The sequence below is a fragment of the Glycomyces sp. MUSA5-2 genome (genome assembly GCF_037034145.1).
Lineage (GTDB): Bacteria > Actinomycetota > Actinomycetes > Mycobacteriales > Micromonosporaceae > Glycomyces > Glycomyces artemisiae.
In genome coordinates, this window is record NZ_JBAGKG010000001.1 from 650,483 (window position 1) to 674,573 (window position 24,091).

The following is a 24,091-nucleotide window of genomic DNA, read 5'->3' on the forward strand; positions in this document are numbered from 1 at the left end:
GCCCTCCTCTCGCTGCGGACCTAGTCCTCGTGGTGGAACTTCTCGATGGTGTCGTCGGCGGCCGTCTCGTCGGCCACGGTCTGCATCCGGTCGATGAACTCCGCCGCGGTGGACTCGCCCGACAGCAGCGATCCGAGCGCGGGCCGGACCTCCTCGTTCATCTTCGTGTACCAGAACCGGAACTGCGGCTGGAACAGGTCGTCCGGATTGGACACGAGCGCGTCGGTCGCCTTGGCGGCCGGGTTGTCCAGCTCCACGCCCTTGACGATCGTCGCCGCCTGCACGGTGTCGCCGAAGATCTGCGCGCCCTCCTTGGAGAGCATGATCCGCAGGTACTCGTACGCGCCCGCCAGGTTCGTGGCGTTCTTCGGCACCACGAACGGCTCGTCGCCGCCCGCGCTGATCAGGCCCGGCTGCACCGAGCCCTCGAACGGCGGCACGCCCATCGGCATGTACTCGAAGTCGTCGGGCGCGATCGACGCCTGCTCGTTCGGCAGCCACGACCCGCACGGGATGAACGCGGCCTTGCGCTCGTTGAATGCCGTCTGCGACTGGATGTGGTCGATGCCCGGCGTGCCTTCGAGGATGTAGCCCTCGGTGTAGAGCGCCGCGAGCGCCTCGGCGGCCTTGACCATCGACTCGTTGCGCCACGCGTCGGGTTCGAGCTCGTCGATCGCCTTGATGACCTCGACGCCGCCGTGGCGGCCCGCGAGGATGAGCAGCAGGTCGTACAGGTACACCGGGTGCTGCCCGGCGTACGTCCACGGCGCGATCCCCGCCTCCTTGATCACGGGGCAGAGCGCGAGCATCTCCTCCCACGTCGTCGGCGGCGTCCAGCCCTGGTCGCGGAACAGCTTGGCGTCGTACCAGACCGTCCACGCCGAGAACACGTAGTTCAGCGCGTACACCTCGCCGTTGAACGTGCCCGAGGTGAGCACGCCGTCCCGCAGGGTGTCCCGCACGGTCACCGACGGGTCGTCGTAGGAGGGCGCGTCGAGCAGCGGCGTCAGCTCCGCCAGCTCCCCGTCCGAGACGAGGGAGTCCATCGGGATCTGCTGCGCGCCCGAGTTGTCGAGCACGTCGGCGGGCTTGCCCTCGGCGAAGCGCGGCTGCTGGGTCTCGGCGATCGCCTGCGTCGCCAGGTGCGTGATCTCCGCGTCCGGGAACGCCTCGTTGTAGATCGCCTGGTGCGCGACGGCGTACTCGTTGCCGAAGCCGCCGTCGAAGATGACGACGTCAAGGGGCGCGGCCGGGTCGACGCCGAACGGGTTCTCGGCGTCGTCGCCGACCGTCACCTCCTCGGCGTCGTCGTCGCTGCCGCTGGTCGCGCACGCGCCCAGCGAGGAGGCCGCCAGTCCGGCGGCGGTGGCCCCGAGCAGGTTGCGGCGGTTGAATATCGGGCGGGTTGTCCTCATGGGTTTCGCTCCTGAGTTGGGGGTAGAGGGTGTTGGTGCAGATCGGTCGGGCGGTCAGCCGGCGCCGTTCCGGGGCCGCGGCGTCGGTCGGTGGCCGACCACGGCTCGCGCACGCGATTCCAGGGCCTCGCTGGCCTCCGGGAAGCGCCGCTGCGCGACGGCTATGTGGACGAGGTCGGCCACCAGCAGCTGGGAGTGCCTGGCGGCCAGCAGGTCCGCGCGGTGTCCGGTCTGGCGGGACGCGGACACGAGCACGACGTCGGCGATCTCGGCGATCGGCGAGTCCGGGAACGCCGTGAGCGCCACCGTGAGCGCGCCGCGGCTCCCCGCCTCCGAGAGCATCTCCACGATCTCCACCGTGGTGCCCGACATGGAGGCGGCGATGGCCACGTCCCCGGGGCCGAGGATCGCGGCGCTGGCGAGCGCGTCGTGGACCTCGGTCCAGGCCCAGGCGGCGACGCCGGTGCGGTAGAAGCCCATCTGGAGCTCGCGGGCGACGATGGCGCTGGAGCCGACGCCGTAGACGTCGACGCGGCGGGCGTCCGCGACGCTGGCGGCGACGCGCTCGACGGCGGCGAGGTCGAGGAGGTCCATGGTGCCGCGGAGCATCGCGGCGTCGATCGTGATGAGCTGCTTGAGGACTCGGTCGAGCGGGTCCTCGGGGCCGATCTCGCGGCCGATGTTGACGTCCCAGCCGGTCTCGTGCCTGGCCGAGGCCCTGCCGGTCTCGGTGGCGATGGCGACCCGGAGGGCCGCGTAACCGTCGTATCCGAGGTGACGGCAGAATCGTGTGATGGTTCCTGGGGAGGTGCCCGACAGCTCGGCGAGATCCATGATCGTCGCCCGGGCCGCGGCTTCGGGGTCGGCCAAGACCTGGTCGGCCACTTTGGACATTGCCTCGGACAGGTCGTTCGCGCCCAAGCGGATCCGTTCGAGGACGCCCGCATCCGCTGAGGCGGGCGGGGCTTCTGTCCGGGTTCGGTCCATGGGTGACCCTTTCGGGAGGTGGATTCAAGAAAAACTATTACCTATGCCACACTCGTGTCAAGTTCGTGAGAATTTTTTTTACTGGTTTGCACCTAGAGCGGATACTGCTGGTAGCGCGAGAAGCGAGGACCCTCATACATGCATGCAAGACTCGCCGTCGGCCTTGACGCCGGCGGGACCAGCAGCCGCGCCGTCCTCATCGATGAGAGCGGCGCGCAGCTCGGCACCGGCGCGTCCGGACCGGCCAATCCGGTGGGCGGCGACCGGGAGATCGCCCTGTCCAACATGGCCCTGGCGTTCCAGCGGGCCCTCGGCGGCATCGACCCGGCCGAGGTCGGCTCGGTGTGCGTCGGCACCGCGGGCGCGCTGTCGCTGACCGAGGAGGTGCGGGAACTCTCCGCGGACCTCAAGCGGCGCTTCGCGACCGCCTGCGAGGTCGAGGTGGTCTCGGACGCGGTCATCGCGTTCGCGGCCGGGTCCTCGGCCGCCGACGGGACCGTGATCGTCTCCGGGACGGGCGCGGTGGCGTTCGCGATCCGCGACCGCACCCCGGCTTTGCGCTCCGACGGCTACGGCTGGCTGTTCGGCGACGCGGGCTCGGGGTTCTGGCTCGGCCGCGAGGCCGTGCGCGCGGCCCTGCGCCACATCGACGGCAACGGCCCCGGCGGACGCCTCGTCGAGGCCATCATCGCCGCCATCGCCCCCGACAAGCGCCGCTCCGGCGCGCTCGTCGCCAAGTGCATGGCGGACCCGCCCGTCCGCCTGTCGCGCTTCGCGGCCCTGGTCTGCGAGGCCGCCGACGGCGGCGACGCGGTCGCCGAGTCGATCGTCGCGCGGGCCGTGGGCCACCTGGCCGAATCGGTCTCCTACGTCGTCGACCGCGAACTGCCGATCGTCATGGCCGGCAGCCTCCTGACCCGACCCACCCCCATCGCCGCGCTCCTCCAGGAGCGCTTCCGGCTGGTCTACCCCAAGGCCGGCATCAGCAAGGCCACCGATCCCGCCATCGGCGCCGCCTGGATGGCCGCCAGCGCATTCGTCACCGACCCGGCCGAACGCGTCCGCCTCCACCGCCAGCTCGCCTGGCGCTAGACACGCACGACTCCCACCGCGAAACCGCCGCCCCCGCCGCGACTGTCACACCCATCAGTCACAGTCGAACCGGGGGCGGCGCCGTTCACCCGCCGACGCGGCGTACCCGAATGCCGCCGCGGCCGGCGGATGTCGTACCCCGCAGGCACAGTTGAACCGGGGGCGGCCGAAGGCCGCGCCCGAGCTGGCGTGCCCTCAAGCCGCCAGCGCCCCCGAGAGCCTCCCGTCCGCCAGCTCCAGCTTCGCCTCCGCATCCGCGGCGCCGATGCCGAGTTCGAGCATCACCACCGCGGTCTTCACGCGGTTGCCCGCGGCCGCCAGGGCGGCCTCGGCCTCCTCGGAGCCGGCGCCGGTGATCTCGCGGATCATGCGCACCGCGCGCGCGGCGAGCTTCTGGTTCGCGACCTTCATGTCCACCATGTAGTTCCGGTAGACCTTCCCGAGCCGCACCATGCTGATCGTCGACACCATGTTGAGCACGAACTTCTGCGCCGTCCCCGACTTCAGCCGCGTCGACCCGGCCACGACCTCCGGCCCCACCTCGACCTCGATCCGGTGCTCGGCCGCCTCCGACAGCACCGTGCCCGTGTTGCACGACAGCCCCACCGTCAGCGCACCGCGCCGCCTGGCCTCGCGGACCGCTGCGACGACGAAGGGGGTGCGGCCGCTCGCGGCCAGGCCCACGACCGCGTCGGCCGGGCCGATGCCGTCGGCTACCATCGCGGCCTCGCCCGCGGCCGCGTCGTCCTCGGTGCCCTCGACCGCGCCGCCCTCGGCGGCCTTGCCGCCCGCGATGATCGCCTTGATCAGCTCCGGGTCGGTCGAGAACGTCGGGGGGCACTCGGCGGCGTCCATGACGGCCATCCGCCCGGCCGTCCCGGCCCCGACGTACCGCAGCCGCCCGCCCTTGGCGAGCCGGTCGGCCACGGCGTCGATCGCGGCGGCCACGTCGGGGAGCACCGCGGCGACGGCGGCGGAGACGCTCGCGTCGGCCTCGTTCATGGTGCGCGCCAGGTCGAGGGTCGACAGGCCCTCGATCCCCGCGTACCGCGGGTCGGCGCGCTCGGTCGCCAGCATTGCCAACAGGGTTCGCGCTTCGAGGCGCTCGGTCGGTTCACTCACAGTTGCGAGCGTAGCGCAATGAAGTAAAATTTCACCCATCGAGGCTCAAATGAAGAATCGCACCGCACCGTGACGAATCGCCCGCGGGTGTACCGTGACGTCATGCCAGCAAGCCGCACCGACGCGCCCAACCTCCTGGTGCTCATCAAGTCGGTCCTGCCTTCCCTCTCGAAGGCCGAGACCAAGGTCGCCCAAGAGATCATCCGCGAGCCCGAGGCCGCCTCCACGCGGACCATCACCGAACTCGCCCGCGCCGCGGGCACCTCCGAGGCGACCGTGGTGCGCTTCTGCCGCTCCCTCGGCCTCGCCGGCCACCGCGAGCTGCGCATGCGCGCCGCGCAGGCCGTCATCGGCACCGGCGACGGACCCGACCGCGAGATCGCGGGCGGCGACATCCCCACCGGCGCCGACATGTCCCGCATCATCGCCACCATCTCGTACGCCGACGTCGGCGCGATCACCGACACCGCGAACGCCCTCGACACGGCCGCCTGCGAGGCCGCCGTCAACGCGCTCGCCGCGGCCGGGCGCATCGACGTGTTCGGCGTCGAGGCCTCGGGGATCGTCGCCGCCGACCTCGTGAAGAAGCTGCACCGCATCGGGTCCGTGGCCTTCAGCTGGCCCGACGTCCACTCCGCGCTCGTCGCCAGCGCCCTCGCCGGGCCCAAGGACGTCGCCGTCGCGATCTCCCACTCCGGCGCGACCACCGAGACCGTGGAGTTCCTGGAGGCCGCCCGCGACCGGGAGGCCGTCACCATCGCGATCACCAACCACGCCAGGTCGCCGCTGGCGCAGACCGCGGACCTGGTGCTCACGACCGCCGCGCGCGAGACGACGTTCCGCTCCGGCGCCACCGTCTCCCGCATCGCGCAGCTCATGGTCGTCGACTGCCTGTTCGTGGGGGTCGCGGCCAAGCAGCGCAAGCGCACCGCGAAGGCCCTCGCGGCCACCGCCGCGGCGGTGTCGCACCGCAGGACGTGAACGATCGCGCGCGGCGGTCACCGTCGCCGCGCGCGATCAGCTTGCGCGCCTTACAGGTTCACTACCAGCTGCGGGCGGCGTCCACTTCGTCCCGCAGCTGCGGGAGCCGGTCGTGGAAGATGCCGGGGCACTGGGTCGAGTTGAAGTCCATGTGCCCGTAGATCTCGCTCGACGGGATGCCGTACTGCTCGCACGCGTACGCGCAGAGCGTCACCAGCGACTCCCATTGGGCCGCGGGCGGTTCGGCGCCGTCGTGGTAGGCGCCCTCGTTGGAGATGCCGAGGGCCGTCGTGTTCTGGCCCGAGGTGTGGATGCCCTGGATGAAGCGCTGCCCGGAGCTCAGGGCCGCGAGGCTCCCGGTGGTGCCCTCGGTGATCCAGCCGCCGCGGCTGACCACGAAGTTGTAGCCGGAGTCGCGCCAGCCGTTGCCGTCCATGTGCAGGTCCTGCACCCACTTCGCGTGGGCGTGGGCCTGGGCGCGGGAGAAGTCGTCGGTGTTCGCGGAGACCGTGTGGTGCACGATCAGCTTCGCGGGGCTCCCCTGGATCACGGGGTTGGTGCCGTTCGGGGGCCGCGCGCCCCAGACGGTCGTCGCGTCGATGTCGGGTTCGACTGCGCTGCTTGAGTAACCGTCGCTGTTCACGGAGTCGTCGGGTTCGGCCTGCGCGGCCGTTGCGCCGTACGCGGTCGCGCCGGCTGCGATGAGGGCGCCGGTCCCGAACAGGACCCGGCGGCGGATGCGGTGGTCGTCCATGGTCTGCCTCCCGGGACGTCGCGGGCCGGGCCTCGTGGGCCCGGCCCGCGCGTCGCACTAGGTGTTGTTCGCCAGCGCGAGGAGCCGCGCGGTCGAGCCGTTGAAGTAGTTCCGGTCGACGTTCCCGGCGATGCCGGAGACCGACCCGGTGGACGTGTACTGCCAGAACGTCCACGTGGTGTTGTTCCATCCGGCGGGCAGCGACGGGGTCGAGGCGCCCCAGTGCGCGACCCACAGGGGGCTCTTGGAGGCCATGCCGGTCCAGGAGCCGGTGCAGGTGTTCCACCACGAGGCGGTCGTGTAGATGACGATGTCGCGTCCGGTCCGGGCCTTGTACGTGTTGTAGAAGTCCGTGATCCAGTTGCGCATCGAGGTGGTGCTCAGGCCGTAGCAGGCCGCGCCCGAGGGCGGGGCCTCCAGGTCGAGCGCGCCGGGGAGGGTGAGGTTGTCGGCCGACCAGGCGCCGCCGTTCGAGGCGAAGTAGGTCGCCTGCGCCGCGCCGGTGGAGGAGTTGGGCCGCGCGAAGTGGTAGGCGCCGCGGATGACGCCCGCGGCGTGCGCGGCCGGGTAGTTGGTGTTGAACCGGGCGTCCTTGAAGGTGGTGCCCTCGGTCGCCTTGATGTAGGCGAACTGGATGCCCGCGTTCTTGACCGAGGTCCAGTTGATGGAGCCCTGGTAGTTGGAGACGTCGATGCCCGCCAGGCCCTGGGCCTGCGCCGGGCTCGCGACGGCGAGTCCGGTCGCGGTCATGACCGCGGAGAGGAGGACCACGACCGCTGCGCGCAGTCCGTGGCGTCTTCTGAGGGTGCGGAGGGTTGCGAAGAGGTTCACACGATGCTCCCTGCTTGTCAGGAGATCTCACAAATGGGGGGAGTGCCTGGTTTGGCACTTGGACCCCAGTATGGAGATAAGTTCCACGAACAGTCAAGCCTGTGAAAATAACTTTCCGTTGCGTGGCGGTGAACGTGCTAGCGGTAGCCGAGGCCGTGGCCGAAGGGGTAGAGGACGTCGCCTGATGCCCCGGGGACGTCGACCGGGAGCGTCCCGGTCGGCTCGACCGCGCCCGCGATGACCTTGGCAAGGGCCGCAAGGGAGGGCGCCGCGTAGGAGTACGCGGCGAGGCTCGCGTTCGCGCCGGGCAGGTGCGCGGCGTCGTAGGGCGTGCCGACCGCGGCGGTGACGACGGGAGCAGCCCCCTCAAGGAGGGCGGCGACGAGGTCGGCCTGCGGGGACCCGGCGCGGACGTTGCGGGTGGCGACCACGACGAGGTCGCGGCCCGCGGCGGCGGCCGTGGCGGACGCGATGGCGTCGGCGTCGGGCTCGTCGCCGGTGACGTGGGCTTCGGCCTGGAAGCCGTTGGCGCTCAGGGCCGATGCGAGGATCCGGGTGGTGTTCTCGCCCCAGCCGGTGACCAGGACCGAACCGGACGCGAGCGGCAGCGTGCCGTCGTTGGCGAGGAGCGTGATCGAGCGGTCGGCGATGTCCTGGGCCGCGGCGCGGTTCGCGTCGGTGCCGACGGCGCCCGCGGCCGCGCCCTCGTCCACCTCGGGAGTGTCCACAATGCCCCGTGAATGCTTCAGTGTGAGAATGCGGCGCACCGATTCGTCAATGCGCTCCTCAGTGAGCTCCCCGGACCCGACGGCGTCGAGGACCGCCTGGTGCGCAAGGGGGAAGTCCGGGGGCATGAGCAGGAGATCGGCCCCGGCCAGGAGCGCGAGCACCGGCACGCGGTCGTCGCCGAACTCGGTCCGCACACCCTGCATGTCGAGCGCGTCGGTGACGACGACGCCGGTGAACCCGAGCCGCTCGCGCAGCAGCCCGGTGAGGATCGGCGGCGACAGCGTCGCGGGCTTGAGCGAGTCGTCCAGAGCAGGGAACTGCAGGTGGGCGGACATGACCATGTCGGTTCCGGCCGCGATGGCGGCCTTGAACGGCGGCGCGTCGACCGCCTCCCACTCCTCGGCGGTGTGCGTGATGACCGGCAGGCCCACGTGGCTGTCGGTCGAGGTGTCGCCGTGGCCCGGGAAGTGCTTGGCCGAGACCGCGACGCCCCCGGCCTGGTATCCGCGCACCTGCGCAGCGGCGAAATCGGCCACGAGGTCCGGGTCCGACCCGAACGAGCGGACGCCGATCACCGGGTTCCCGGGGTCCACATTGACATCCGCATCGGGCGCGAAATTGTGGTTCAGACCCATCGCGCGCAATTCCGACCCGGCGATCCGCGCGGCCTCCTCGGCCGCGCCCGTGTCCCGGGTCGCGCCCAGCGGCATCGCGCCGGGGAACTGCGTCGCGGGCTCGCCGATGCGCACCACCGAGCCGTACTCCTGGTCCGTGGCGATGAGCAGCGGCACCGCCGAGGCGTCCTGGAGGCCGTTCGAGAGCCGCGCGATCTGCTCTGGGTCGGTCAGGCCGTTCGCCCAGTCGAAGTAGATGACGCCGCCGGGCCGGTACGCCGCCACGAACGCGGCCCCGTTGTCGGCGCCGAGCCGCTCCCGGTTCGACGCGACCGCGTCGGGGTCGTCCGTGTCGGCCGACTCGCCGTGCACGTACACCATAAACAGCTGGCCGACCTTGTCCTCCAAGGACATCGACGCGAGCAGCTCCCCCACCGGGTCCGCGGTCGTCTCCTCCACCGGCTCGTCCCCCTCGGGCTCGTCCTCGCGGTCCGCGGTGGCCTCGGCGATCACCGCTCCCCCGCCGACGACCGCGAACGCGGCCGTGACGCTGGACAGGAGCACGGTCTTTCGGGAGAGCTTCACCGGTCGCACCCGCCCATGGTCGCTCAGGCCGTCCCGGCCCCCGCGCCCGCCCCCTCCCCGGGGCCGCCCAAATCACCCCAGACACCACAAAAGCCGGGCCGGAGCGAATGCTCCGGCCCGGCTTGCAGGTCCTAGCGGACTAGAACTTCAGACCGGCCTCACGGGCGGCGTCGGCCAGGGCCGCGACGCGGCCGTGGTACTTGACGCCGCCGCGGTCGAAGACCACGGCCTCGACGCCGGCGGCCTTGGCGCGCTCGGCGACCAGCTTGCCGACCTCCTTGGCCTTCGCGGTCTTGTCGCCCTCGAAGGCGCGCAGACCGGGCTCCACCGTCGACGCGGCGGCCAGCGTGTGGCCCTGCACGTCGTCGATGACCTGGGCCACGATGTGCTTCGAGGAACGGAAGACCGCCAGGCGCGGCTGGGCGGCCGTGCCGTTGATCTTCTTGCGACCGCGGAAGTGGCGGCGGTTCTTGCCGATCCGGCGGCGCTCGGAGATCGAGCCGGACGGGCGGCGGTTTTCGAGTTTGCTCGCCATTACTTGCCTGCCTTCCCGGCCTTGCGGCGGATGCGCTCGTCGACGTACTTGACGCCCTTGCCCTTGTAGGGCTCCGGCGGGCGCAGACGACGGATGTTCGACGCGACCTGGCCGACGAGCTGCTTGTCGATGCCCTCGACGTGCAGCAGGGTCGGCTTCTCGACGGTGAACGAGATGCCCTCCGGGGCGTCGACCTGGATGGTGTGGGAGAAGCCGAGGCTCATCTCCACGCCCTTGCCCTTGGCCTGCGCCCGGTAACCGGTGCCGTTGATCTCCAGGGACTTCTTGTACCCCTCGGAGACGCCGACGACCATGTTGTTGACGAGGCTCCGCGCCAGGCCGTGGAGGGCCCGGGACTTGCGCTCGTCGTTCGGGCGGGTGACCGAGACGGTCCCGTCCTCGTTCTTCTCGATGCCGATCGGCTCGGGCAGCTCACGGCTGAGCTGGCCCTTGGGGCCCTTCACGGTCACCGTCGCGCCATCGATCTTGACGTCGACGCCGGAGGGCACCAGAATCGGCTGCTTCCCAATGCGGGACATGCTTAATACCCTCCTGCTACCAGACGTAGGCGATGACTTCGCCGCCCACGCCGCGCTTGCGAGCCTGGCGGTCCGTCAGCAGGCCCTGGGACGTGGACACGATGGCCACACCCAGGCCGCCGAGGACGCGCGGCAGCTCAGTGGACTTGGCGTAGACCCGCAGGCCCGGCTTCGAGACGCGGCGCAGGCCCGCAAGGGACCGCTCGCGGCGCTCGCCGAACTTCAGGTCGATCACCAGGGTCTTGCCGACTTTGCCCTCTTCAGGCTCCTCGGCGCGCCAGTCGGCGATGTAGCCCTCCTGCTTGAGGACCTCCGCGATGGAGGCCTTCATCTTGGAGTGCGGCATCGACAGCGTGTCGTGGTAGGCCTGGTTGGCGTTCCGCAGACGGGTCAGCATGTCTGCGATCGGGTCGGTCATTGTCATTAGCGTTGTTTACCTTTCTCACCCCGGTTCCCCGCCTTGTGGAGCGCGGCGGGGCCTGTGGCGATCGGAGCTATGGGCCTGGAGTTACCAGGAAGCCTTGTGGACGCCCGGGAGTTCACCCGCGTGGGCCATGTCGCGCACGCAGACGCGGCACAGGCCGAACTTGCGGTAGACGGCCTTCGGCCGGCCGCACTTCTGGCAGCGGGTGTAGGCGCGCACGGCGAACTTCGGCTTCCGCTTGGCCTTCGCGATGAGGGCTTTCTTCGCCATTAGTCGTTCTCCTTGAACGGGAAGCCGAGCAGCTTCAGGAACGCCCGGCCTTCGTCGTCGGTCTTCGCGGTGGTCACCAGGGTGATGTCCATGCCGCGAACCCGGTCGATCTTGTCCTGGTCGATCTCGGGGAACACGGACTGCTCCGTGAGACCGAAGGTGTAGTTCCCGTTGCCGTCGAACTGCTGGTCCGAGAGCCCGCGGAAGTCGCGGATGCGCGGCAGCGCGATCGCCAGCAGGCGGTCGAGGAACTCCCACATGCGGTCGCCGCGGAGGGTCACCTTCGCGCCGATCGCCTGGCCCTCGCGCAGCTTGAACTGCGCGATCGACTTCTTGGCCAGCCGCACGAGCGGCTTCTGGCCGGTGATCGTGGCCAGGTCGGCCAGGGCGCCGTTGATGAGCTTCGAGTCGCGCGCGGCCTCGCCGACACCCATGTTCACCACGATCTTGGTCAGACCGGGGATCTGGTGGATGTTCGCGTACTTGAACTGGTCCTGGAGCGCCGGGCGGATGTCGGAGCGGTAGGTCTCCTTCAGCCGGGGCTCGATCTTCTCTGCAACGTCAGTCATTACAGGTCCTTACCCGTCCGCTTCGAAATGCGGACCTTGCGGCCGTCGTCGCCGAACCGGTAGCCGACGCGGGTCGGCTGGTTGTCGGCGTCGAGCACCTGCACGTTCGACACGTGGATCGCGGCTTCCTGGGTGACGATGCCACCCGTCCGCGAGCCGCGCGCCGTCTGGCCGGCCTTGGTGTGCTTGGTGATGCGGTTGACACCCTCGACGAGCACGCGCTCGCGGTCGGGGTACGCCTCCAGCACCAGGCCCTCGGCGCCCTTGTCCTTGCCCGCGATGACGCGGACTCGGTCGCCCTTCTTGATCTTCATCTCTTACAGCACCTCCGGTGCGAGGGAGATGATCTTCATGAACTGCTTGTCGCGCAGTTCGCGGGCGACCGGCCCGAAGATGCGGGTCCCTCGCGGTTCGCCGTCCTTGACGAGGACGGCGGCGTTCTCGTCGAACTTGATGTACGTGCCGTCGGGACGGCGCGTCTCTTTGACCGTGCGGACGATGACGGCCTTGACGACGTCGCCCTTCTTCACCCCGGCACCCGGGGTGGCGTCCTTGACGGAGGCCACGATCGTGTCACCGATACCGGCGTAGCGTCGGCCGGAGCCGCCGAGCACCCGGATGCACAGGATCTCCCGCGCACCGGTGTTGTCGGCGACCTTGAGCCGCGACTCTTGCTGAATCACGTCCCGATCCCCCTACTTCGCCTTCTCAAGGATCTCGACGATGCGGAACCGCTTGGTCTTCGACAGCGGGCGCGTCTCCATGATGGTGACGCGGTCGCCGATGCCGGCCTCGTTGTTCTCGTCGTGAGCCTTGTACTTCTTGTTGGACTTGATGACCTTGCCGTACAGCGAGTGCTTCTTGCGGTCCTCGACCTCGACGACAGCGGTCTTGTCCATCTTGTCGCCGACGACCAGGCCCTCAAGCACCTTGCGCCGACCGCGAGTCTGAGTTTCCTCGCTCACTTCTCAACCTCCTCCGGCGCGGCGCTCAGGCCCAGCCGGCGCTCGTTCATGACGGTGTAGATCCGCGCGATCTCCTTGCGGACCAGACCGAGCTCGTGGTTGTTCTCCAGCTGGCCGGTGGCGTTCCGGACCCGCAGGTTGAACAGCTCTTCCTTCTTCTCCACGAGCTTCGCCTGGAGTTCCTTCTCGTTGAGCTCGCGCAGCTCACCGGTGTCGATACCAGTAGCCATCACTACTCACCTGCCCCTTCACGAGAGACGATGCGGCACTTCATCGGGAGCTTGTGGATCGCCCGCTGAAGGGCCTCGTGGGCCGTCTCCTCGCTCGGGTACGAGAGCTCGAACATGACGCGGCCCGGCTTGACGTTCGCCACCCAGAACTCGGGCGAGCCCTTACCGGAGCCCTGACGGGTCTCCGCGGGCTTCTTGGTGATCGCACGGTCCGGGAAGATCGTGATCCACACCTTGCCGCCGCGCTTGATGTGGCGGGTCATGGCGATACGAGCGGACTCGATCTGGCGGTTGGTCACGTAGCTGTGCTCCAGCGCCTGGATGCCGTACTCGCCGAAGGAGACCTTCGTGCCGCGAGTGGCCTTGCCCTTGCGCTTCGGAGCGTGAGGCTTCCGGTAACCGCGCGGCGGTTTCCGTGGCATGAGCATGTCGCTTAGCCCTCCTGCTTCTCAGTGGCGGGCGCGGCGGCAGCGGCCTCCGCAGGCTGAGCGGCGGCCCCGCGGCCACCACGGCCGCGTCCGCCACGGGCACCCCCGCCGGCACCGCCGCGGCCGCCGCGTCCACCGCGGTCGCCTCCGGCGTCGCGACGACGCTGCACCTGCTCGGCCTGCTCCTTGAGCGTGGCCTCACCCTTGTAGATCCACACCTTCACGCCGATGCGGCCGAAGGTCGTGGCGGCCTCGAACAGGCCGTAGTCGATGTTCGCGCGCAGCGTGTGCAGCGGGACCTGGCCCTCACGGTACTGCTCGGAACGGGACATCTCGGCGCCGCCGAGGCGGCCCGAGCACTGCACCTTGATGCCCTTCACGGTCGGGTTGCGCATGGCCGACTGGATGGCCTTGCGCATCGCGCGACGGAAGTTCACCCGGCTGGACAGCTGCTCCGCGACGCCCTGGGCGACGAGCTGCGCATCGATGTCGGGGTTCTTGACCTCGATGATGTTCAGCTGCACCTGCTTGCCGGTCAGCTTCTCCAGGTTGCCGCGCAGGCGATCGGCCTCGGCGCCCTTGCGGCCGATGACGATGCCCGGGCGGGCGGTGTGGATGTCGACGCGGACCCGCTCGCGGGTGCGCTCGATGTCGACCTTGCTGATCCCGGCGCGCTCCAGACCCTGGGTCATGAGCTTGCGGATCTTGACGTCCTCGCCGACGTACTCGGCGTACTCCTTGTCGGCGTACCAACGCGAGGTCCAGTCGGCGCTGATGCCGAGGCGGTACCCGTGCGGGTGGATTTTCTGACCCATTAGGCGGTCTCCTCCTTCTCAGCGTTCTCGGTGGACTCCGCGTCGGCCTCGACCGGCTTCGGCGCAGTAGCGGCCTTGGGGCGGCGCACCGACGGAGCGGCGCTGGAGCCCTTGGCCTGGACGGACTCGACCACCACGGTGATGTGGCTGGTGCGCTTGTTGATCCGGTAGGCGCGACCGTGGGCGCGCGGACGGTACCGGCGCATGGTCGGGCCCTCGTCGACCTTGATCTCGGACACCAGGAGCGATTCCGGGTCCAGACCGAGGTTGTTCTCGGCGTTCGCCTGAGCCGACGCGATGACCTTGTAGACGACCTCGGCCGCGCTGAACGGCGCGAACTCCAGGGTCGTCAGGGCCTCGTCCACGGGCAGACCACGCACGAGGTCGACGACGCGGCGCGCCTTGCGGGGTGCTACGCGGACGTACCGCGCCACCGCGCGCGCCTTCGGAGCCTCCTGCTCCACTGTTGCCATCGTTCTAATCCTTCGTTCGTTTCTCAAACCCGTGGCCTAGCGGCGACGGCTCTTCCGGTCGTCCTTCTCGTGCCCGCGGAACGTGCGGGTCGGGGCGAACTCGCCGAGCTTGTGCCCGACCATGTTCTCCGTGACGTAGACCGGAACGTGCTTGCGACCGTCGTGGACGCCGAAGGTCAGCCCGATGAAGTCCGGGGTGATCGTCGAACGGCGCGACCAGGTCTTGATGACGTTCTTGCTCTTGGTCTCGACGGCGACGTCCACCTTCTTCTGCAGGTGGTCGTCGACGAACGGGCCCTTCTTGAGGCTGCGAGCCATGGCTTACTTACCCCGCTTCCGGTTGGCGTGGCGACGGCGCACGATGAGCCGGTCGGTCGGGTGGTTCTTCTTCCGGGTGCGACCCTCGGGCTTGCCCTGCGGGTTCACCGGGTGGCGGCCACCGGACGTGCGGCCCTCGCCACCACCGTGCGGGTGGTCGACCGGGTTCATGACGACACCGCGGACGGTCGGGCGCCAGCCCTTCCAGCGCATGCGGCCGGCCTTGCCCCAGTTGATGTTGCCCTGCTCGGCGTTGCCGACCTCGCCCACGGAGGCGCGGCAGGTGACCTGGACCAGGCGGATCTCGCCGGACGGCATGCGCAGGTGCGCGTACTTGCCTTCACGGGCGAGGAGCTGGATCGAGGCGCCCGCGGAGCGGCCCAGAGCGGCGCCGCCGCCGGGCTTGAGCTCCACCGCGTGGACCGTCGTACCGACCGGGATGTGGCGCAGCTCCAGCGAGTTGCCGGGCTTGATGTCCGCGCCCGGGCCGTTCTCGATGGTGTCACCCTGCTTGATCCCCTTGGGGGCCAGGATGTAGCGCTTCTCGCCGTCCGCGTAGTGCAGCAGCGCGATGTTCGCGGTCCGGTTCGGGTCGTACTCGATGTGCGCGACCTTCGCGGGGATGCCGTCCTTGTCGTGGCGGCGGAAGTCGATCACCCGGTAGCGGCGCTTGTGCCCGCCGCCGCGGTGACGCGTCGAGATCTTGCCCGAGTTGTTGCGGCCGCCGGTCTTGGAGATCGGGCGCAGCAGCGACTTCTCGGGGGTCGAACGGGTGATCTCGGCGAAGTCGGAGACGCTGGAGCCACGACGCCCGGGCGTCGTCGGCTTGTACTTGCGAATAGCCATATCGGTTAACTCCCTGCGTCTCTTAGGCGATCTGTCCGCCGAAGATCTCACCCAGGCGACCGGGGTCGCCCTCGACGGTGACGATCGCGTGCTTGACGCTCTTGCGCTGGCCCCAACCGGTCCGGGTGCGCTTGCGCTTGCCCGAGCGGTTCAGGGTGTTGACGCTCTTGACGTCCACGTCGAAGATCTCCTTGATGGCGATCTTGATGTGGCTCTTGTTGGCGCGCGGGTCGACCTCGAAGGTGTACTTGCCCTCGCCGAGGAGGGTGTAGGTCTTCTCCGAGATGACCGGCTTGATGATGATGTCGCGCGGGTCGGCGACGGTCACTTCGCTGCTCACGCCGCGACCTCCTCGTCGGTCCGGTCCGCGATGAACGCCTCGATGGCGGCCTCGCTGAACACGATGTCCTCGTTGTTGAGCACGTCGTAGGTGTTGACCTGGCCGGCGTCGAGCAGGTGCACCTCGGGGAGGTTGCGCAGGCTCTGGGCCGCGGTCTCCTCGTCGCGCGAGAGGACCACGAGGACCTTCGACGCGCCGGTGATCGCCGCGAGGGCGGCCTTGGCCGTCTTGGTCTTCGGGGTCTCGTCCGCGATGAACGAGTCGATGACGTGCACGTTCTCGCCGCGCACCCGGTCGGTGAGGGCGCCCGCCAGAGCGGCCGCCTTCATCTTCTTCGGGGTCCGCTCTGCGTACGAGCGCGGCTGCGGGCCGTGGACGACGCCGCCGCCCGCGAACTGCGGGGCGCGGGTCGAGCCCTGGCGCGCGCGGCCGGTGCCCTTCTGGCGGTACGGCTTCTTGCCGCCGCCGCGGACCTCGCCGCGGGTCTTGGTCTTCGCCGAGCCCGAGCGGGCGGCCGCGAGCTGGGCCGTCACGACCTGGTGCATGAGCGGGATGTTCGGCTCGACGTCGAAGATCGACGCCGGAAGCGCGATGGTCTTCCCGGTCTCCTCACCAGAGGCGTTCTTGACGTTGATTTCAAGGCTCATGCTTATGCCACCTGCTTCACTGCGGAGCGGACGAGCACCAGGCCGTTCTTCGGGCCGGGCACGGCACCCACGATGAGCAGGAGCCCGCGCTCGGCGTCGACCGCCTGGACGCGCAGGTTCTGCGTGGTGTGGCGCGAGCCGCCGTGGCGGCCGGCCATGCGCATGCCCTTGAACACGCGGCCCGGGGTCGCGCAGCCGCCGATGGAACCGGGGGCGCGGTGGACCTTGTGCGCACCGTGCGAGGCGCCGAGGCCCTTGAAGCCGTGGCGCTTCATGACGCCGGCGAAGCCCTTGCCCTTGGTGGTGCCCGTGACGTCGACGATCTGGCCGGCCTCGAAGGCCGTGGCCTCGACGGTCTGGCCGAGCTCGTAGTCGGCGGCGTCCGAGGTGCGCAGCTCGACGAGGTGGCGACGCGGAGCGACGCCGGCCTTCTCGAAGTGGCCCTGGAGCGGCTTGGTGACGTTCTTGAGTTTGATGTCGCCGAAGCCCAGCTGGACGGCCGAGTAGCCGTCGACGTCGGGCTTGCGGACCTGGGTGACCACGTTCGGGCCGGCCTGCACCACAGTGACGGGAACGGCGCGGCCGTTCTCGTCCCAAACCTGGGTCATGCCGAGCTTGGTGCCCAGGATTCCCTTGATCTGCCTGTCCATTGGTCCCCTACAGCTTGATCTCGATGTCGACGCCGGCCGGGAGGTCAAGGCGCATCAACGAGTCGACCGTCTTCGGGGTCGGGTCGAGGATGTCGATGAGGCGCTTGTGCGTGCGCATCTCGAAGTGCTCGCGCGAGTCCTTGTACTTGTGCGGCGACCGGATCACGCAGAAGCGGTTGATCTCGGTCGGCAGCGGCACCGGCCCGGAGATAGCGGCACCCGTACGGGTGACCGTCTCCACGATCTTGCGGGCCGAGGAGTCCACGACCTCGTGGTCGTAGGCCTTCAGCCTGATGCGGATCTTCTGTCCCGCCATGTGTCCTAACCTAACGTAAATTGGCTGTTCAGACCGCTCCACGCGGTCGGGCGTGTCGCGAGTTTGAGACTGGCTCGGGCACGCGAATGCCCTCTGCTGGTCTTTCTGGCTCGCCCGCCTGCCCGTCGTGAACGGTCCCTCTCAGCACAGCAACAGCGCCTACTAGGGCCCGCGGGCCGGGCGTGAGCACCGCGCACGTCGAAAGCGCGCTGGTGCGAACGCAACCTGAATATTATGCCTGCTCCCCCGAATGCCCAGCAAGCTGGGGTCGGGGAACAGTGGGGCAGGTTACGCGGATGCAGCTATATCGGCGTCCGGACCGTCAGAACCCGACAGGCCCCGGACGCGAATGAACCGGGGCGGCCCTCGCGAGCCGCCCCGGAACGTGTCTTACTTGAGGACCTTGGTGACGCGGCCGGAGCCGACCGTGCGGCCGCCCTCGCGGATCGCGAAGAGCAGACCCTCGTCCATGGCGATGGGCTGGATGAGCTCCACCTTCATGTCGGTGTTGTCGCCCGGCATGACCATCTCGGTGCCCTCGGGGAGGGTCACGACGCCGGTCACGTCGGTGGTCCGGAAGTAGAACTGCGGACGGTAGTTGTTGAAGAACGGGGTGTGGCGACCGCCCTCGTCCTTCGACAGGATGTACACCGCGGCCTCGAAGTCGGTGTGCGGGGTGGTCGTGCCAGGCTTGACGACGACCATGCCGCGCTCGACCTCTTCGCGCTTGGTGCCGCGGAGCAGCAGGCCCACGTTCTCACCGGCGCGCGCGTCGTCGAGGGTCTTGCGGAACATCTCGATGGCGGTCACCTTGGTGGTGATGGCGCCCTCGCGGATGCCGACGATCTCGACCTCCTCGTTGGGGAGGAGCACGCCGCGCTCGACACGACCGGTGACCACGGTGCCGCGGCCGGTGATCGTGAAGACGTCCTCGATCGGCATGAGGAACGGCTGGTCGGTGGCGCGCTCCGGCTCCGGGACCGAGTCGTCGACGGCCTGCATGAGCTCGGCGACGGCGTCGACCCACTTCTGCTCGCCTTCGAGGGCGCCCAGCGCGGAGACCTGCACGACCGGGGCGTCGTCGCCCGGGAAGTTCTGGTCGGACAGCAGCTCGCGGACCTCCATCTCGACGAGTTCGAGGATCTCCTCGTCGTCGACCATGTCGGCCTTGTTGAGCGCCACGACGACGTAGGGCACGCCGACCTGGCGGGCGAGCAGGACGTGCTCGCGGGTCTGCGGCATGGGGCCGTCAGCGGCCGACACGACCAGGATCGCGCCGTCCATCTGGGCCGCGCCGGTGATCATGTTCTTGATGTAGTCGGCGTGACCGGGGCAGTCGACGTGCGCGTAGTGACGCGCCTCGGTCTGGTACTCGACGTGGGAGATCGAGATCGTGATACCGCGCTGGCGCTCCTCGGGAGCGTTGTCGATCTCGTCGAACGGCGTGTACGGGTTGAGGTCCGGGAACTTGTCGTGCAGGACCTTGGTGATCGCGGCCGTGAGCGTGGTCTTGCCGTGGTCGACGTGACCGAGCGTGCCGATGTTCACGTGCGGCTTGGTCCGCTCGAACTTTTCCTTAGCCACTTCGTCCTCCTGTGGACTGGGTAAATCTGGTTTGACTTATCTGACCTATTGCGTCGCTTCGGAAGTCAGCGCCTCTGCTGGCAACAGGTGGTCAGCGGTCCCGCCCAGGCTCGGGCGGGGAGCCGCTTACTCGCCTGTCGCCTTGGCGATGATCTCCTTGGCGACGTTCGCCGGGACTTCGGCGTAGGTGTCGAACTGCATCGAGTAGTTCGCACGCCCGGCCGTCTTCGACCGCAGGTCGCCGACGTAGCCGAACATCTCCGAGAGCGGCACCTTGGCCACGACCGTGCGGTCGTTGCCGCGCTCGCCCATCTCCTGGACCATGCCGCGACGGGAGTTGATGTCGCCGATGACATCGCCCATGTTCTCTTCGGGGCAGATGACCTCGACGGCCATGACCGGCTCCAGCAGCACCGGACGAGCCCGCTTCGCGGCCTCCTTCAGCACCATGCGGCCGGCGATCTTGAAGGCCATCTCCGAGGAGTCGACCTCGTGGTACTGCCCGTCGATGAGCTCCATCTTGACGCCCACCAGCGGGAAGCCCGCCAGGACGCCGTCGGGCAGCGCGTCCTCCGCGCCGGCCTTGACCGACGGGATGTACTCGCGCGGGATGCGGCCGCCGGAGATCTGGTCGTCGAACTCGAAGACGGTGTCCTCGTTCGACTTCATCTCCAGCGGTTCGAGGTTGACGAGCACGCGCGCGAACTGGCCGGAACCGCCGGTCTGCTTCTTGTGCAGGTACTCGACCTTCTCGACCCGCTGCGTGATCGTCTCGCGGTAGGCCACCTGGGGCTTGCCGATGTTCGCCTCGACGTTGAACTCCCGCTTGATGCGGTCGACCATGATGTCGAGGTGCAGCTCGCCCATGCCCGAGAGCACGGTCTGCCCGGTCTCCTCGTCGGTCTTGACGCGGAAGGTCGGGTCCTCCTCGGCCAGGCGCTGGATCGCGGTGCCCAGCTTGTCCTGGTCGGCCTTCGACTTCGGCTCGATGGCCACGTCGATCACCGGCTCCGGGAAGATCATCGACTCCAGGATGACCTGCTTGTTCGAGTCCGACAGCGTGTCGCCGGTGGTGGTGCCCTTGAGCCCCTGCACCGCGATGATGTCGCCGGCCTGCGCCTCCGAGCGCTCCTCGCGCTTGTTGGCGTGCATCTGGTAGATCTTGCCGATGCGCTCCTTGCGGCTCTTGGTCGAGTTGATGACCTGAGTGCCCGACTCCACGGTGCCGGAGTAGATCCGGACGTAGGTGAGGCGGCCGAGGTGCTTGTCGGTCTGGATCTTGAACGCCAGCCCCGCGAAGGGCTCCTCGACGTCCGGGTGGCGCTCGGCCGGGGTCTCGTTGTCGGTGAGGGTCCCCTGGATCGCCGGGATGTCGAGCGGGCTCGGCAGGTAGTCGATGACCGCGTCGAGCAAGGGCTGGACGCCCTTGTTCTTGAACGCGGTGCCGCAGATGACCGGGTTGATCTGGTTCGCGATCGTGGCCTTGCGGATGGCGGCCTTGACCTCGGCGACCGAGATCTCCTCGCCCTCCAGGAACTTCTCGGCGAACTCGTCGTCGACGTCCGAGAGGGTCTCCATGAGCTTCTCGCGGTACTCCTCGGCCTGGTCGGCCAGGTCCGCCGGGATCTCCTCGATCTCGTAGTGCTCACCGAGGCCGGTCTCGCCGCGCCACACCTTGGCGTGCATCTCGACCAGGTCGACGACGCCGATGAAGTCGGCCTCGTTCCCGATCGGGAGCTGGATCACCGCGGTGTTCGAGTTGAGGCGGTCCTGCATCATCTCGACGCAGCGGAAGAAGTTCGCACCCGTGCGGTCGAGCTTGTTGACGAAGCACATGCGCGGGACGTTGTACTTGTTCGCCTGGCGCCACACGTTCTCGGTCTGCGGCTCCACGCCGGCCACGCCGTCGTAGACGGCGATCGCGGAGTCGAGCACGCGCAGCGAACGCTCCACCTCGACGGTGAAGTCGACGTGGCCGGGCGTGTCGATGATCTGGATGACGTGGTCGTCCCACTCGCACTTGGTAGCGGCGGAGGTGATGGTGATACCACGCTCCTGCTCCTGCTCCATCCAGTCCATCGTGGCGGCGCCGTCGTGGACCTCACCGATCTTGTGCGAGACGCCCGTGTAGTACAGGATCCGCTCGGTGGTGGTGGTCTTACCGGCATCGATGTGGGCCATGATGCCGATGTTCCGGAGCTTGGCGAGCTCCGCGTTGGCCTTGTTAGCCACGATGTCTCCTTCTCACTACCAGCGGTAGTGCGCGAACGCCTTGTTGGAATCGGCCATCTTGTGCGTGTCCTCGCGCTTCTTGACCGCGGCGCCGAGGCCGTTCGAAGCGTCGAGGATCTCGTTCGTCAGCCGCTCCACCATGCTCTTCTCGCGGCGGTCGCGGGCGTAGCCCACGAGCCAGCGGAGGCCCAGGGTGGTGGCGCGCTGCGGACGGACGTCGACCGGGACCTGGTAGGTCGCGCCGCCGACGCGGCGGGAGCGGACCTCAAGGGTCGGCTTCACGTTGTCGAGGGCGCGCTTGAGGATGACCACGGGGTCCGAGTCGGCCTTCTGGCGGCAGTTCTCCAGGGCCTCGTAGACGATGCGCTCGGCGAGGCGGCGCTTGCCGTCCTTGAGGACCTTGTTGATGAGCTGGGTGACGAGCACCGAGTTGTAGACCGGGTCGGCGGTAAGCGGCCGGCGCGGCGCGGGACCTTTACGCGGCATGGCTTACTTCTCCTTCTTCGCGCCGTAGCGGCTGCGGGCCTGCTTGCGGTCGCGGACGCCCTGGGTGTCCAGCGCACCGCGGATGATCTTGTAGCGCACACCCGGGAGGTCGCGGACGCGGCCGCCGCGGACCAGCACGATGGAGTGCTCCTGGAGGTTGTGGCCGACGCCCGGGATGTAGGCGGTGACCTCGGTGCCGTTCATGAGGCGCACGCGGGCGACCTTGCGCATGGCCGAGTTCGGCTTCTTGGGCGTGGTCGTGTACACGCGCGTGCAGACGCCGCGGGCCTGCGGCGAGCCCTTCAGCGCGGGCGTCTTGTTCTTGCTGGTCTTGGCCTGGCGGCCTTTGCGGACCAGCTGCTGGATAGTCGGCACTAGGCGGACCCCTCTCAACAGTGACGGTTGCGTATTCGTGTTCCGACGCCATCTGTCCCCCGTGCCGGAGCAGGCGAAAGCGCTGCTCAGCGGCGTGGGTTCCCGTCCCCCGCGTTCGGGCGTGTCGCGTCTCTCCGGACCCATACCCGCCGCCCGGCAGACCGAAGCCTGCCGCGATGCGAGTTCAGACGCGTTCGTGAAGCGATCTCCTCGGAGACCGGCTATCGAGCCGTGTTCACGAAGCCCCCAGTGCGAGGGATGCGTGCCGATGGCGCCGGCCCGCGGGACCGGAGTCCCGAGTGCCTTGCAGACACGCAACCTGGCCTGGCTCTCACGGGGACCGAGCTGCCGGAGTTGACAGGGCCACCATGCCGCTCAAAGCGGTGTCCAGGCGCAAGGGAGAAGCCTACCTAGCCTAACGAACAAGGTCAAAGCCGATTTCGCCCTGAGCGGCATCCGTGTCCAGTGTCACGGGGCCGGGGAGAAGGGCATCGTCTCGTCCGTGCGGCGCGGTAAGCACACCGCAGCCATCTTATCTCGCGGGACCCGCGCGCCCCGCGCGGGGAGCCCGCAGGGAGTGCTTGTTCACCAGGTCTTCCCCGGGAGGTCAGGCGACCCCGCCCCCGTACGGGTCCGACCCCGCCGACCGCGCCATCGCGACCACCCAGACCAGCAGCGCCGCAACGACAACGGCCCCCGCGATCCCCAATGCGGTCCACGCGGTCCGCCTGATCCCGGGTAGCCGCGAGGCCCCCAGCAGAAACCCCTCGGAGGCCCGGATGTCCGCCTCGGCCTGCCGGGCCAGCATGAGCGCGATCACCGCCGGGACCGCCCCGCCCACGAACACCGACAGCGCCGCCCCGACCCCGGCCAGCATCCTGGCCGCCACCACCTTCGTCGACTCCACCGGCTCCGGATCATCCGGATGCCGCACCCCAGGCTCCATCGGCCCATCCTATTGGCCGGGGTGCTCGGGCTCCTCATCAGTTCTTCCCGAGCCGCGCTCAAGGTGCTCAAGGAATTCCTCCGCGCTGTAGAAGACCTGACCCTGGCCGGCCGCGATCTGCGCACTGGCCTCGCGCTCGCCCGCCAGCCATTCCGGGGTCCAGAACCATTCCTGGTCAGGCGGAACCTCGGCCGGTCGCTCCCACAGGTCGCGATCGTCATCCGGCTTCGTCATCTGCACCTCACTCCACGACTCGAACTTCGCACCGCCGTACCGGGCAGTTCACCAGCTTCCTGTCTGTAGTGGCCAGAGGGCAGTCGAGCTGCTCCGCCAGGGCGATGAAGGCGGCGTCGTACGGAGTCATGTTTTCCCGCAATGCCCATGCCCGGTCAGCTACCTGCGACCACGGCGCCCGGAGAATCGGCATCTCCCGAAGCGTCGCAAGCGCGAACTCGGCCCGTTCGAGCGAGACCTTCTTCCCGAGTAGCCTGCCTCGAATCGCCGAGGTCACTTCAACTGCGATGTGTTCCGGCGCATGCCATACCGGGTCTTCGGTGAGCAGGATGCGAGCCCGATGCGCCCGACCGTCATCACCCGTCAACGCCTCCACTAGCAGCGAGGAGTCGATGACGATCATGCCTCACCCAGGATTCGGCGATCCCGCTCGGCCCGCTGCTCGGCGATCTCCTCAACCGCGTCGGAGCCCGGACCGGAGTACCCGCCGCCCATCGAATCGAGCCGCCGCAGCATCGCGATCGCCCGAGTCCGGCGGCCAGCCTCCTCGAACAGGGTCAGCAAATATGCCTGCATCGACTGCCCCCGCTCCTTGGCCTCGGCAGCGAGCGTGTTCCGAAGCTCCTCGGGGACATCTCTCACCTGAATGTTCACCATGCATGTATTTTACATGCGCATATTGGATTCCGCTGCCGTGAAACGCCGGTGGGCCGGTGGCGCTTCGCGCCACCGGCCCACCGGTTTCTTGCATGCCGTCGG

Annotated in this window: 34 protein-coding genes; 2 read left to right on the forward strand and 32 right to left on the reverse strand. The window is 68.9% G+C overall.

The window, feature by feature from the left end:
- Positions 1-20: 20 nt before the first annotated feature.
- Entirely contained in the window at positions 21-1,415 is a 1,395-nt protein-coding gene (gene ngcE / locus WA640_RS03085) for an N-acetylglucosamine/diacetylchitobiose ABC transporter substrate-binding protein (protein WP_335986017.1), read from the reverse strand.
- 54 nt (positions 1,416-1,469) lie between these two features.
- A complete protein-coding gene (locus tag WA640_RS03090; RefSeq protein ID WP_335986018.1) occupies positions 1,470-2,402 on the reverse strand; it encodes a MurR/RpiR family transcriptional regulator in 933 nt (310 codons plus the stop codon).
- Between the two features lie 138 nt (positions 2,403-2,540).
- Here WA640_RS03090 and WA640_RS03095 point away from each other — a divergent pair, with 138 nt between their 5' ends.
- Entirely contained in the window at positions 2,541-3,494 is a 954-nt protein-coding gene (locus WA640_RS03095; protein WP_106361895.1) for an N-acetylglucosamine kinase, read from the forward strand.
- A gap of 195 nt (positions 3,495-3,689) precedes the next feature.
- On the opposite strand, the gene murQ is transcribed toward WA640_RS03095, so the two are convergent.
- Positions 3,690-4,616, reverse strand: a complete 927-nt coding sequence (murQ, locus tag WA640_RS03100; protein ID WP_245888832.1) for an N-acetylmuramic acid 6-phosphate etherase — start codon at positions 4,614-4,616, stop codon at positions 3,690-3,692.
- A gap of 69 nt (positions 4,617-4,685) precedes the next feature.
- Between murQ and WA640_RS03105 the strand changes: the two genes are divergently transcribed.
- A complete protein-coding gene (locus WA640_RS03105; RefSeq protein ID WP_442904656.1) occupies positions 4,686-5,597 on the forward strand; it encodes a MurR/RpiR family transcriptional regulator in 912 nt (303 codons plus the stop codon).
- A 61-nt stretch (positions 5,598-5,658) separates the two neighbouring features.
- Here WA640_RS03105 and WA640_RS03110 read toward each other — a convergent pair whose 3' ends face one another.
- The 29 genes from WA640_RS03110 to WA640_RS03250 form a co-directional block, all read right to left on the reverse strand.
- Positions 5,659-6,351 (reverse strand): peptidoglycan recognition protein family protein, encoded by a 693-nt coding sequence (locus WA640_RS03110; RefSeq protein ID WP_335986020.1) that lies wholly within the window; start codon positions 6,349-6,351, stop codon positions 5,659-5,661.
- 57 nt (positions 6,352-6,408) lie between these two features.
- Positions 6,409-7,101 (reverse strand): GH25 family lysozyme, encoded by a 693-nt coding sequence (locus WA640_RS03115; protein WP_106362577.1) that lies wholly within the window; start codon positions 7,099-7,101, stop codon positions 6,409-6,411.
- 218 nt (positions 7,102-7,319) lie between these two features.
- Positions 7,320-9,110 carry a glycoside hydrolase family 3 protein gene (locus WA640_RS03120; protein ID WP_335986021.1) on the reverse strand — a complete coding sequence of 597 codons (1,791 nt, stop codon included), beginning with the start codon at positions 9,108-9,110 and terminating at the stop codon, positions 7,320-7,322.
- Between the two features lie 139 nt (positions 9,111-9,249).
- Positions 9,250-9,645, reverse strand: a complete 396-nt coding sequence (rplR, locus tag WA640_RS03125) for a 50S ribosomal protein L18 (protein ID WP_106361891.1) — start codon at positions 9,643-9,645, stop codon at positions 9,250-9,252.
- Positions 9,645-10,184, reverse strand: a complete 540-nt coding sequence (gene rplF / locus WA640_RS03130) for a 50S ribosomal protein L6 (RefSeq protein ID WP_106361890.1) — start codon at positions 10,182-10,184, stop codon at positions 9,645-9,647. The genes rplR and rplF overlap by 1 nt, the downstream gene beginning before the upstream one ends.
- Before the next feature lie 16 nt (positions 10,185-10,200).
- On the reverse strand, positions 10,201-10,608 hold the full coding sequence (gene rpsH / locus WA640_RS03135; protein WP_106361889.1) for a 30S ribosomal protein S8: 408 nt from the start codon (positions 10,606-10,608) through the stop codon (positions 10,201-10,203).
- Positions 10,609-10,692: 84 nt separating this feature from the next.
- Positions 10,693-10,878 (reverse strand): type Z 30S ribosomal protein S14, encoded by a 186-nt coding sequence (locus tag WA640_RS03140; RefSeq protein ID WP_030155111.1) that lies wholly within the window; start codon positions 10,876-10,878, stop codon positions 10,693-10,695.
- Positions 10,878-11,447, reverse strand: a complete 570-nt coding sequence (gene rplE, locus WA640_RS03145; RefSeq protein ID WP_106361888.1) for a 50S ribosomal protein L5 — start codon at positions 11,445-11,447, stop codon at positions 10,878-10,880. The genes WA640_RS03140 and rplE overlap by 1 nt, the downstream gene beginning before the upstream one ends.
- Positions 11,447-11,761, reverse strand: a complete 315-nt coding sequence (gene rplX / locus WA640_RS03150; RefSeq protein WP_106361887.1) for a 50S ribosomal protein L24 — start codon at positions 11,759-11,761, stop codon at positions 11,447-11,449. Before rplX ends, rplE begins: the two co-directional genes overlap by 1 nt.
- A 3-nt stretch (positions 11,762-11,764) precedes the next feature.
- Positions 11,765-12,130, reverse strand: a complete 366-nt coding sequence (gene rplN, locus WA640_RS03155) for a 50S ribosomal protein L14 (RefSeq protein WP_091039823.1) — start codon at positions 12,128-12,130, stop codon at positions 11,765-11,767.
- Positions 12,131-12,142: 12 nt separating this feature from the next.
- The gene (gene rpsQ, locus WA640_RS03160) at positions 12,143-12,412 is read right to left on the reverse strand and encodes a 30S ribosomal protein S17 (RefSeq protein WP_091053649.1); all 270 of its coding nucleotides are present in this window, start codon (positions 12,410-12,412) and stop codon (positions 12,143-12,145) included.
- Positions 12,409-12,642 carry a 50S ribosomal protein L29 gene (rpmC, locus tag WA640_RS03165; RefSeq protein WP_106361886.1) on the reverse strand — a complete coding sequence of 78 codons (234 nt, stop codon included), beginning with the start codon at positions 12,640-12,642 and terminating at the stop codon, positions 12,409-12,411. Before rpmC ends, rpsQ begins: the two co-directional genes overlap by 4 nt.
- Positions 12,643-12,644: 2 nt before the next feature.
- On the reverse strand, positions 12,645-13,070 hold the full coding sequence (gene rplP, locus WA640_RS03170; protein ID WP_106361885.1) for a 50S ribosomal protein L16: 426 nt from the start codon (positions 13,068-13,070) through the stop codon (positions 12,645-12,647).
- 5 nt (positions 13,071-13,075) lie between these two features.
- Positions 13,076-13,885: a 30S ribosomal protein S3 gene (rpsC, locus tag WA640_RS03175; protein WP_106361884.1), complete on the reverse strand. Its 810-nt coding sequence runs from the start codon at positions 13,883-13,885 to the stop codon at positions 13,076-13,078.
- Positions 13,885-14,358 (reverse strand): 50S ribosomal protein L22, encoded by a 474-nt coding sequence (rplV, locus tag WA640_RS03180; RefSeq protein ID WP_442904657.1) that lies wholly within the window; start codon positions 14,356-14,358, stop codon positions 13,885-13,887. The genes rpsC and rplV overlap by 1 nt, the downstream gene beginning before the upstream one ends.
- A gap of 36 nt (positions 14,359-14,394) precedes the next feature.
- Entirely contained in the window at positions 14,395-14,676 is a 282-nt protein-coding gene (rpsS, locus tag WA640_RS03185) for a 30S ribosomal protein S19 (protein WP_091053653.1), read from the reverse strand.
- A 3-nt stretch (positions 14,677-14,679) separates the two neighbouring features.
- On the reverse strand, positions 14,680-15,522 hold the full coding sequence (gene rplB, locus WA640_RS03190) for a 50S ribosomal protein L2 (protein ID WP_106361882.1): 843 nt from the start codon (positions 15,520-15,522) through the stop codon (positions 14,680-14,682).
- Between the two features lie 22 nt (positions 15,523-15,544).
- Positions 15,545-15,862 (reverse strand): 50S ribosomal protein L23, encoded by a 318-nt coding sequence (gene rplW / locus WA640_RS03195; protein ID WP_245888830.1) that lies wholly within the window; start codon positions 15,860-15,862, stop codon positions 15,545-15,547.
- Positions 15,859-16,509, reverse strand: a complete 651-nt coding sequence (gene rplD, locus WA640_RS03200) for a 50S ribosomal protein L4 (protein WP_106361881.1) — start codon at positions 16,507-16,509, stop codon at positions 15,859-15,861. Before rplD ends, rplW begins: the two co-directional genes overlap by 4 nt.
- 2 nt (positions 16,510-16,511) lie before the next feature.
- Entirely contained in the window at positions 16,512-17,159 is a 648-nt protein-coding gene (gene rplC / locus WA640_RS03205; RefSeq protein WP_106361880.1) for a 50S ribosomal protein L3, read from the reverse strand.
- Between the two features lie 7 nt (positions 17,160-17,166).
- On the reverse strand, positions 17,167-17,475 hold the full coding sequence (gene rpsJ / locus WA640_RS03210; protein WP_026922761.1) for a 30S ribosomal protein S10: 309 nt from the start codon (positions 17,473-17,475) through the stop codon (positions 17,167-17,169).
- A gap of 390 nt (positions 17,476-17,865) precedes the next feature.
- Positions 17,866-19,059 (reverse strand): elongation factor Tu, encoded by a 1,194-nt coding sequence (gene tuf, locus WA640_RS03215; RefSeq protein ID WP_106361879.1) that lies wholly within the window; start codon positions 19,057-19,059, stop codon positions 17,866-17,868.
- A gap of 126 nt (positions 19,060-19,185) precedes the next feature.
- A complete protein-coding gene (gene fusA, locus WA640_RS03220; RefSeq protein WP_335986022.1) occupies positions 19,186-21,291 on the reverse strand; it encodes an elongation factor G in 2,106 nt (701 codons plus the stop codon).
- Between the two features lie 15 nt (positions 21,292-21,306).
- Positions 21,307-21,777 (reverse strand): 30S ribosomal protein S7, encoded by a 471-nt coding sequence (gene rpsG, locus WA640_RS03225; RefSeq protein WP_106361877.1) that lies wholly within the window; start codon positions 21,775-21,777, stop codon positions 21,307-21,309.
- Between the two features lie 3 nt (positions 21,778-21,780).
- Positions 21,781-22,152 carry a 30S ribosomal protein S12 gene (gene rpsL / locus WA640_RS03230; RefSeq protein ID WP_091053661.1) on the reverse strand — a complete coding sequence of 124 codons (372 nt, stop codon included), beginning with the start codon at positions 22,150-22,152 and terminating at the stop codon, positions 21,781-21,783.
- Positions 22,153-22,759: 607 nt separating this feature from the next.
- Positions 22,760-23,098: a hypothetical protein gene (locus WA640_RS03235; protein WP_106361876.1), complete on the reverse strand. Its 339-nt coding sequence runs from the start codon at positions 23,096-23,098 to the stop codon at positions 22,760-22,762.
- A gap of 9 nt (positions 23,099-23,107) precedes the next feature.
- Positions 23,108-23,338, reverse strand: coding sequence for a hypothetical protein (locus WA640_RS03240; protein WP_335986024.1), 231 nt, complete (start codon positions 23,336-23,338; stop codon positions 23,108-23,110).
- Position 23,339: 1 nt separating this feature from the next.
- Positions 23,340-23,735, reverse strand: a complete 396-nt coding sequence (locus tag WA640_RS03245) for a type II toxin-antitoxin system VapC family toxin (RefSeq protein WP_335986025.1) — start codon at positions 23,733-23,735, stop codon at positions 23,340-23,342.
- The gene (locus tag WA640_RS03250; protein WP_335986026.1) at positions 23,732-23,989 is read right to left on the reverse strand and encodes a FitA-like ribbon-helix-helix domain-containing protein; all 258 of its coding nucleotides are present in this window, start codon (positions 23,987-23,989) and stop codon (positions 23,732-23,734) included. Before WA640_RS03250 ends, WA640_RS03245 begins: the two co-directional genes overlap by 4 nt.
- Between the last annotated feature and the right edge of the window lie 102 nt (positions 23,990-24,091).

What these genes read in the sequence shown, in the direction of transcription:
- WA640_RS03245 (WP_335986025.1), bottom strand. Translation starts at nt 23,735, where the DNA reads ATGATCGTCATCGACTCCTCGCTGCTAGTGGAGGCGTTGACGGGTGAT.
- rplX (WP_106361887.1), bottom strand. Translation starts at nt 11,761, where the DNA reads ATGAAGATCAAGAAGGGCGACCGAGTCCGCGTCATCGCGGGCAAGGAC.
- rplF (WP_106361890.1), bottom strand. Translation starts at nt 10,184, where the DNA reads ATGTCCCGCATTGGGAAGCAGCCGATTCTGGTGCCCTCCGGCGTCGAC.
- ngcE (WP_335986017.1), bottom strand. Translation starts at nt 1,415, where the DNA reads ATGAGGACAACCCGCCCGATATTCAACCGCCGCAACCTGCTCGGGGCC.
- rpsS (WP_091053653.1), bottom strand. Translation starts at nt 14,676, where the DNA reads ATGGCTCGCAGCCTCAAGAAGGGCCCGTTCGTCGACGACCACCTGCAG.
- rpsH (WP_106361889.1), bottom strand. Translation starts at nt 10,608, where the DNA reads ATGACAATGACCGACCCGATCGCAGACATGCTGACCCGTCTGCGGAAC.
- rplE (WP_106361888.1), bottom strand. Translation starts at nt 11,447, where the DNA reads ATGACTGACGTTGCAGAGAAGATCGAGCCCCGGCTGAAGGAGACCTAC.
- WA640_RS03140 (WP_030155111.1), bottom strand. Translation starts at nt 10,878, where the DNA reads ATGGCGAAGAAAGCCCTCATCGCGAAGGCCAAGCGGAAGCCGAAGTTC.
- WA640_RS03095 (WP_106361895.1), top strand. Translation starts at nt 2,541, where the DNA reads ATGCATGCAAGACTCGCCGTCGGCCTTGACGCCGGCGGGACCAGCAGC.
- rplB (WP_106361882.1), bottom strand. Translation starts at nt 15,522, where the DNA reads ATGGCTATTCGCAAGTACAAGCCGACGACGCCCGGGCGTCGTGGCTCC.
- rplR (WP_106361891.1), bottom strand. Translation starts at nt 9,645, where the DNA reads ATGGCGAGCAAACTCGAAAACCGCCGCCCGTCCGGCTCGATCTCCGAG.
- rplD (WP_106361881.1), bottom strand. Translation starts at nt 16,509, where the DNA reads ATGAGCCTTGAAATCAACGTCAAGAACGCCTCTGGTGAGGAGACCGGG.
- rplP (WP_106361885.1), bottom strand. Translation starts at nt 13,070, where the DNA reads ATGCTCATGCCACGGAAACCGCCGCGCGGTTACCGGAAGCCTCACGCT.
- WA640_RS03090 (WP_335986018.1), bottom strand. Translation starts at nt 2,402, where the DNA reads ATGGACCGAACCCGGACAGAAGCCCCGCCCGCCTCAGCGGATGCGGGC.
- rpsG (WP_106361877.1), bottom strand. Translation starts at nt 21,777, where the DNA reads ATGCCGCGTAAAGGTCCCGCGCCGCGCCGGCCGCTTACCGCCGACCCG.
- WA640_RS03250 (WP_335986026.1), bottom strand. Translation starts at nt 23,989, where the DNA reads ATGGTGAACATTCAGGTGAGAGATGTCCCCGAGGAGCTTCGGAACACG.
- rpsJ (WP_026922761.1), bottom strand. Translation starts at nt 17,475, where the DNA reads ATGGCGGGACAGAAGATCCGCATCAGGCTGAAGGCCTACGACCACGAG.
- rpsC (WP_106361884.1), bottom strand. Translation starts at nt 13,885, where the DNA reads ATGGGTCAGAAAATCCACCCGCACGGGTACCGCCTCGGCATCAGCGCC.
- rplV (WP_442904657.1), bottom strand. Translation starts at nt 14,358, where the DNA reads ATGGCAACAGTGGAGCAGGAGGCTCCGAAGGCGCGCGCGGTGGCGCGG.
- rplC (WP_106361880.1), bottom strand. Translation starts at nt 17,159, where the DNA reads ATGGACAGGCAGATCAAGGGAATCCTGGGCACCAAGCTCGGCATGACC.
- rpmC (WP_106361886.1), bottom strand. Translation starts at nt 12,642, where the DNA reads ATGGCTACTGGTATCGACACCGGTGAGCTGCGCGAGCTCAACGAGAAG.
- WA640_RS03235 (WP_106361876.1), bottom strand. Translation starts at nt 23,098, where the DNA reads ATGGAGCCTGGGGTGCGGCATCCGGATGATCCGGAGCCGGTGGAGTCG.
- WA640_RS03115 (WP_106362577.1), bottom strand. Translation starts at nt 7,101, where the DNA reads ATGACCGCGACCGGACTCGCCGTCGCGAGCCCGGCGCAGGCCCAGGGC.
- WA640_RS03110 (WP_335986020.1), bottom strand. Translation starts at nt 6,351, where the DNA reads ATGGACGACCACCGCATCCGCCGCCGGGTCCTGTTCGGGACCGGCGCC.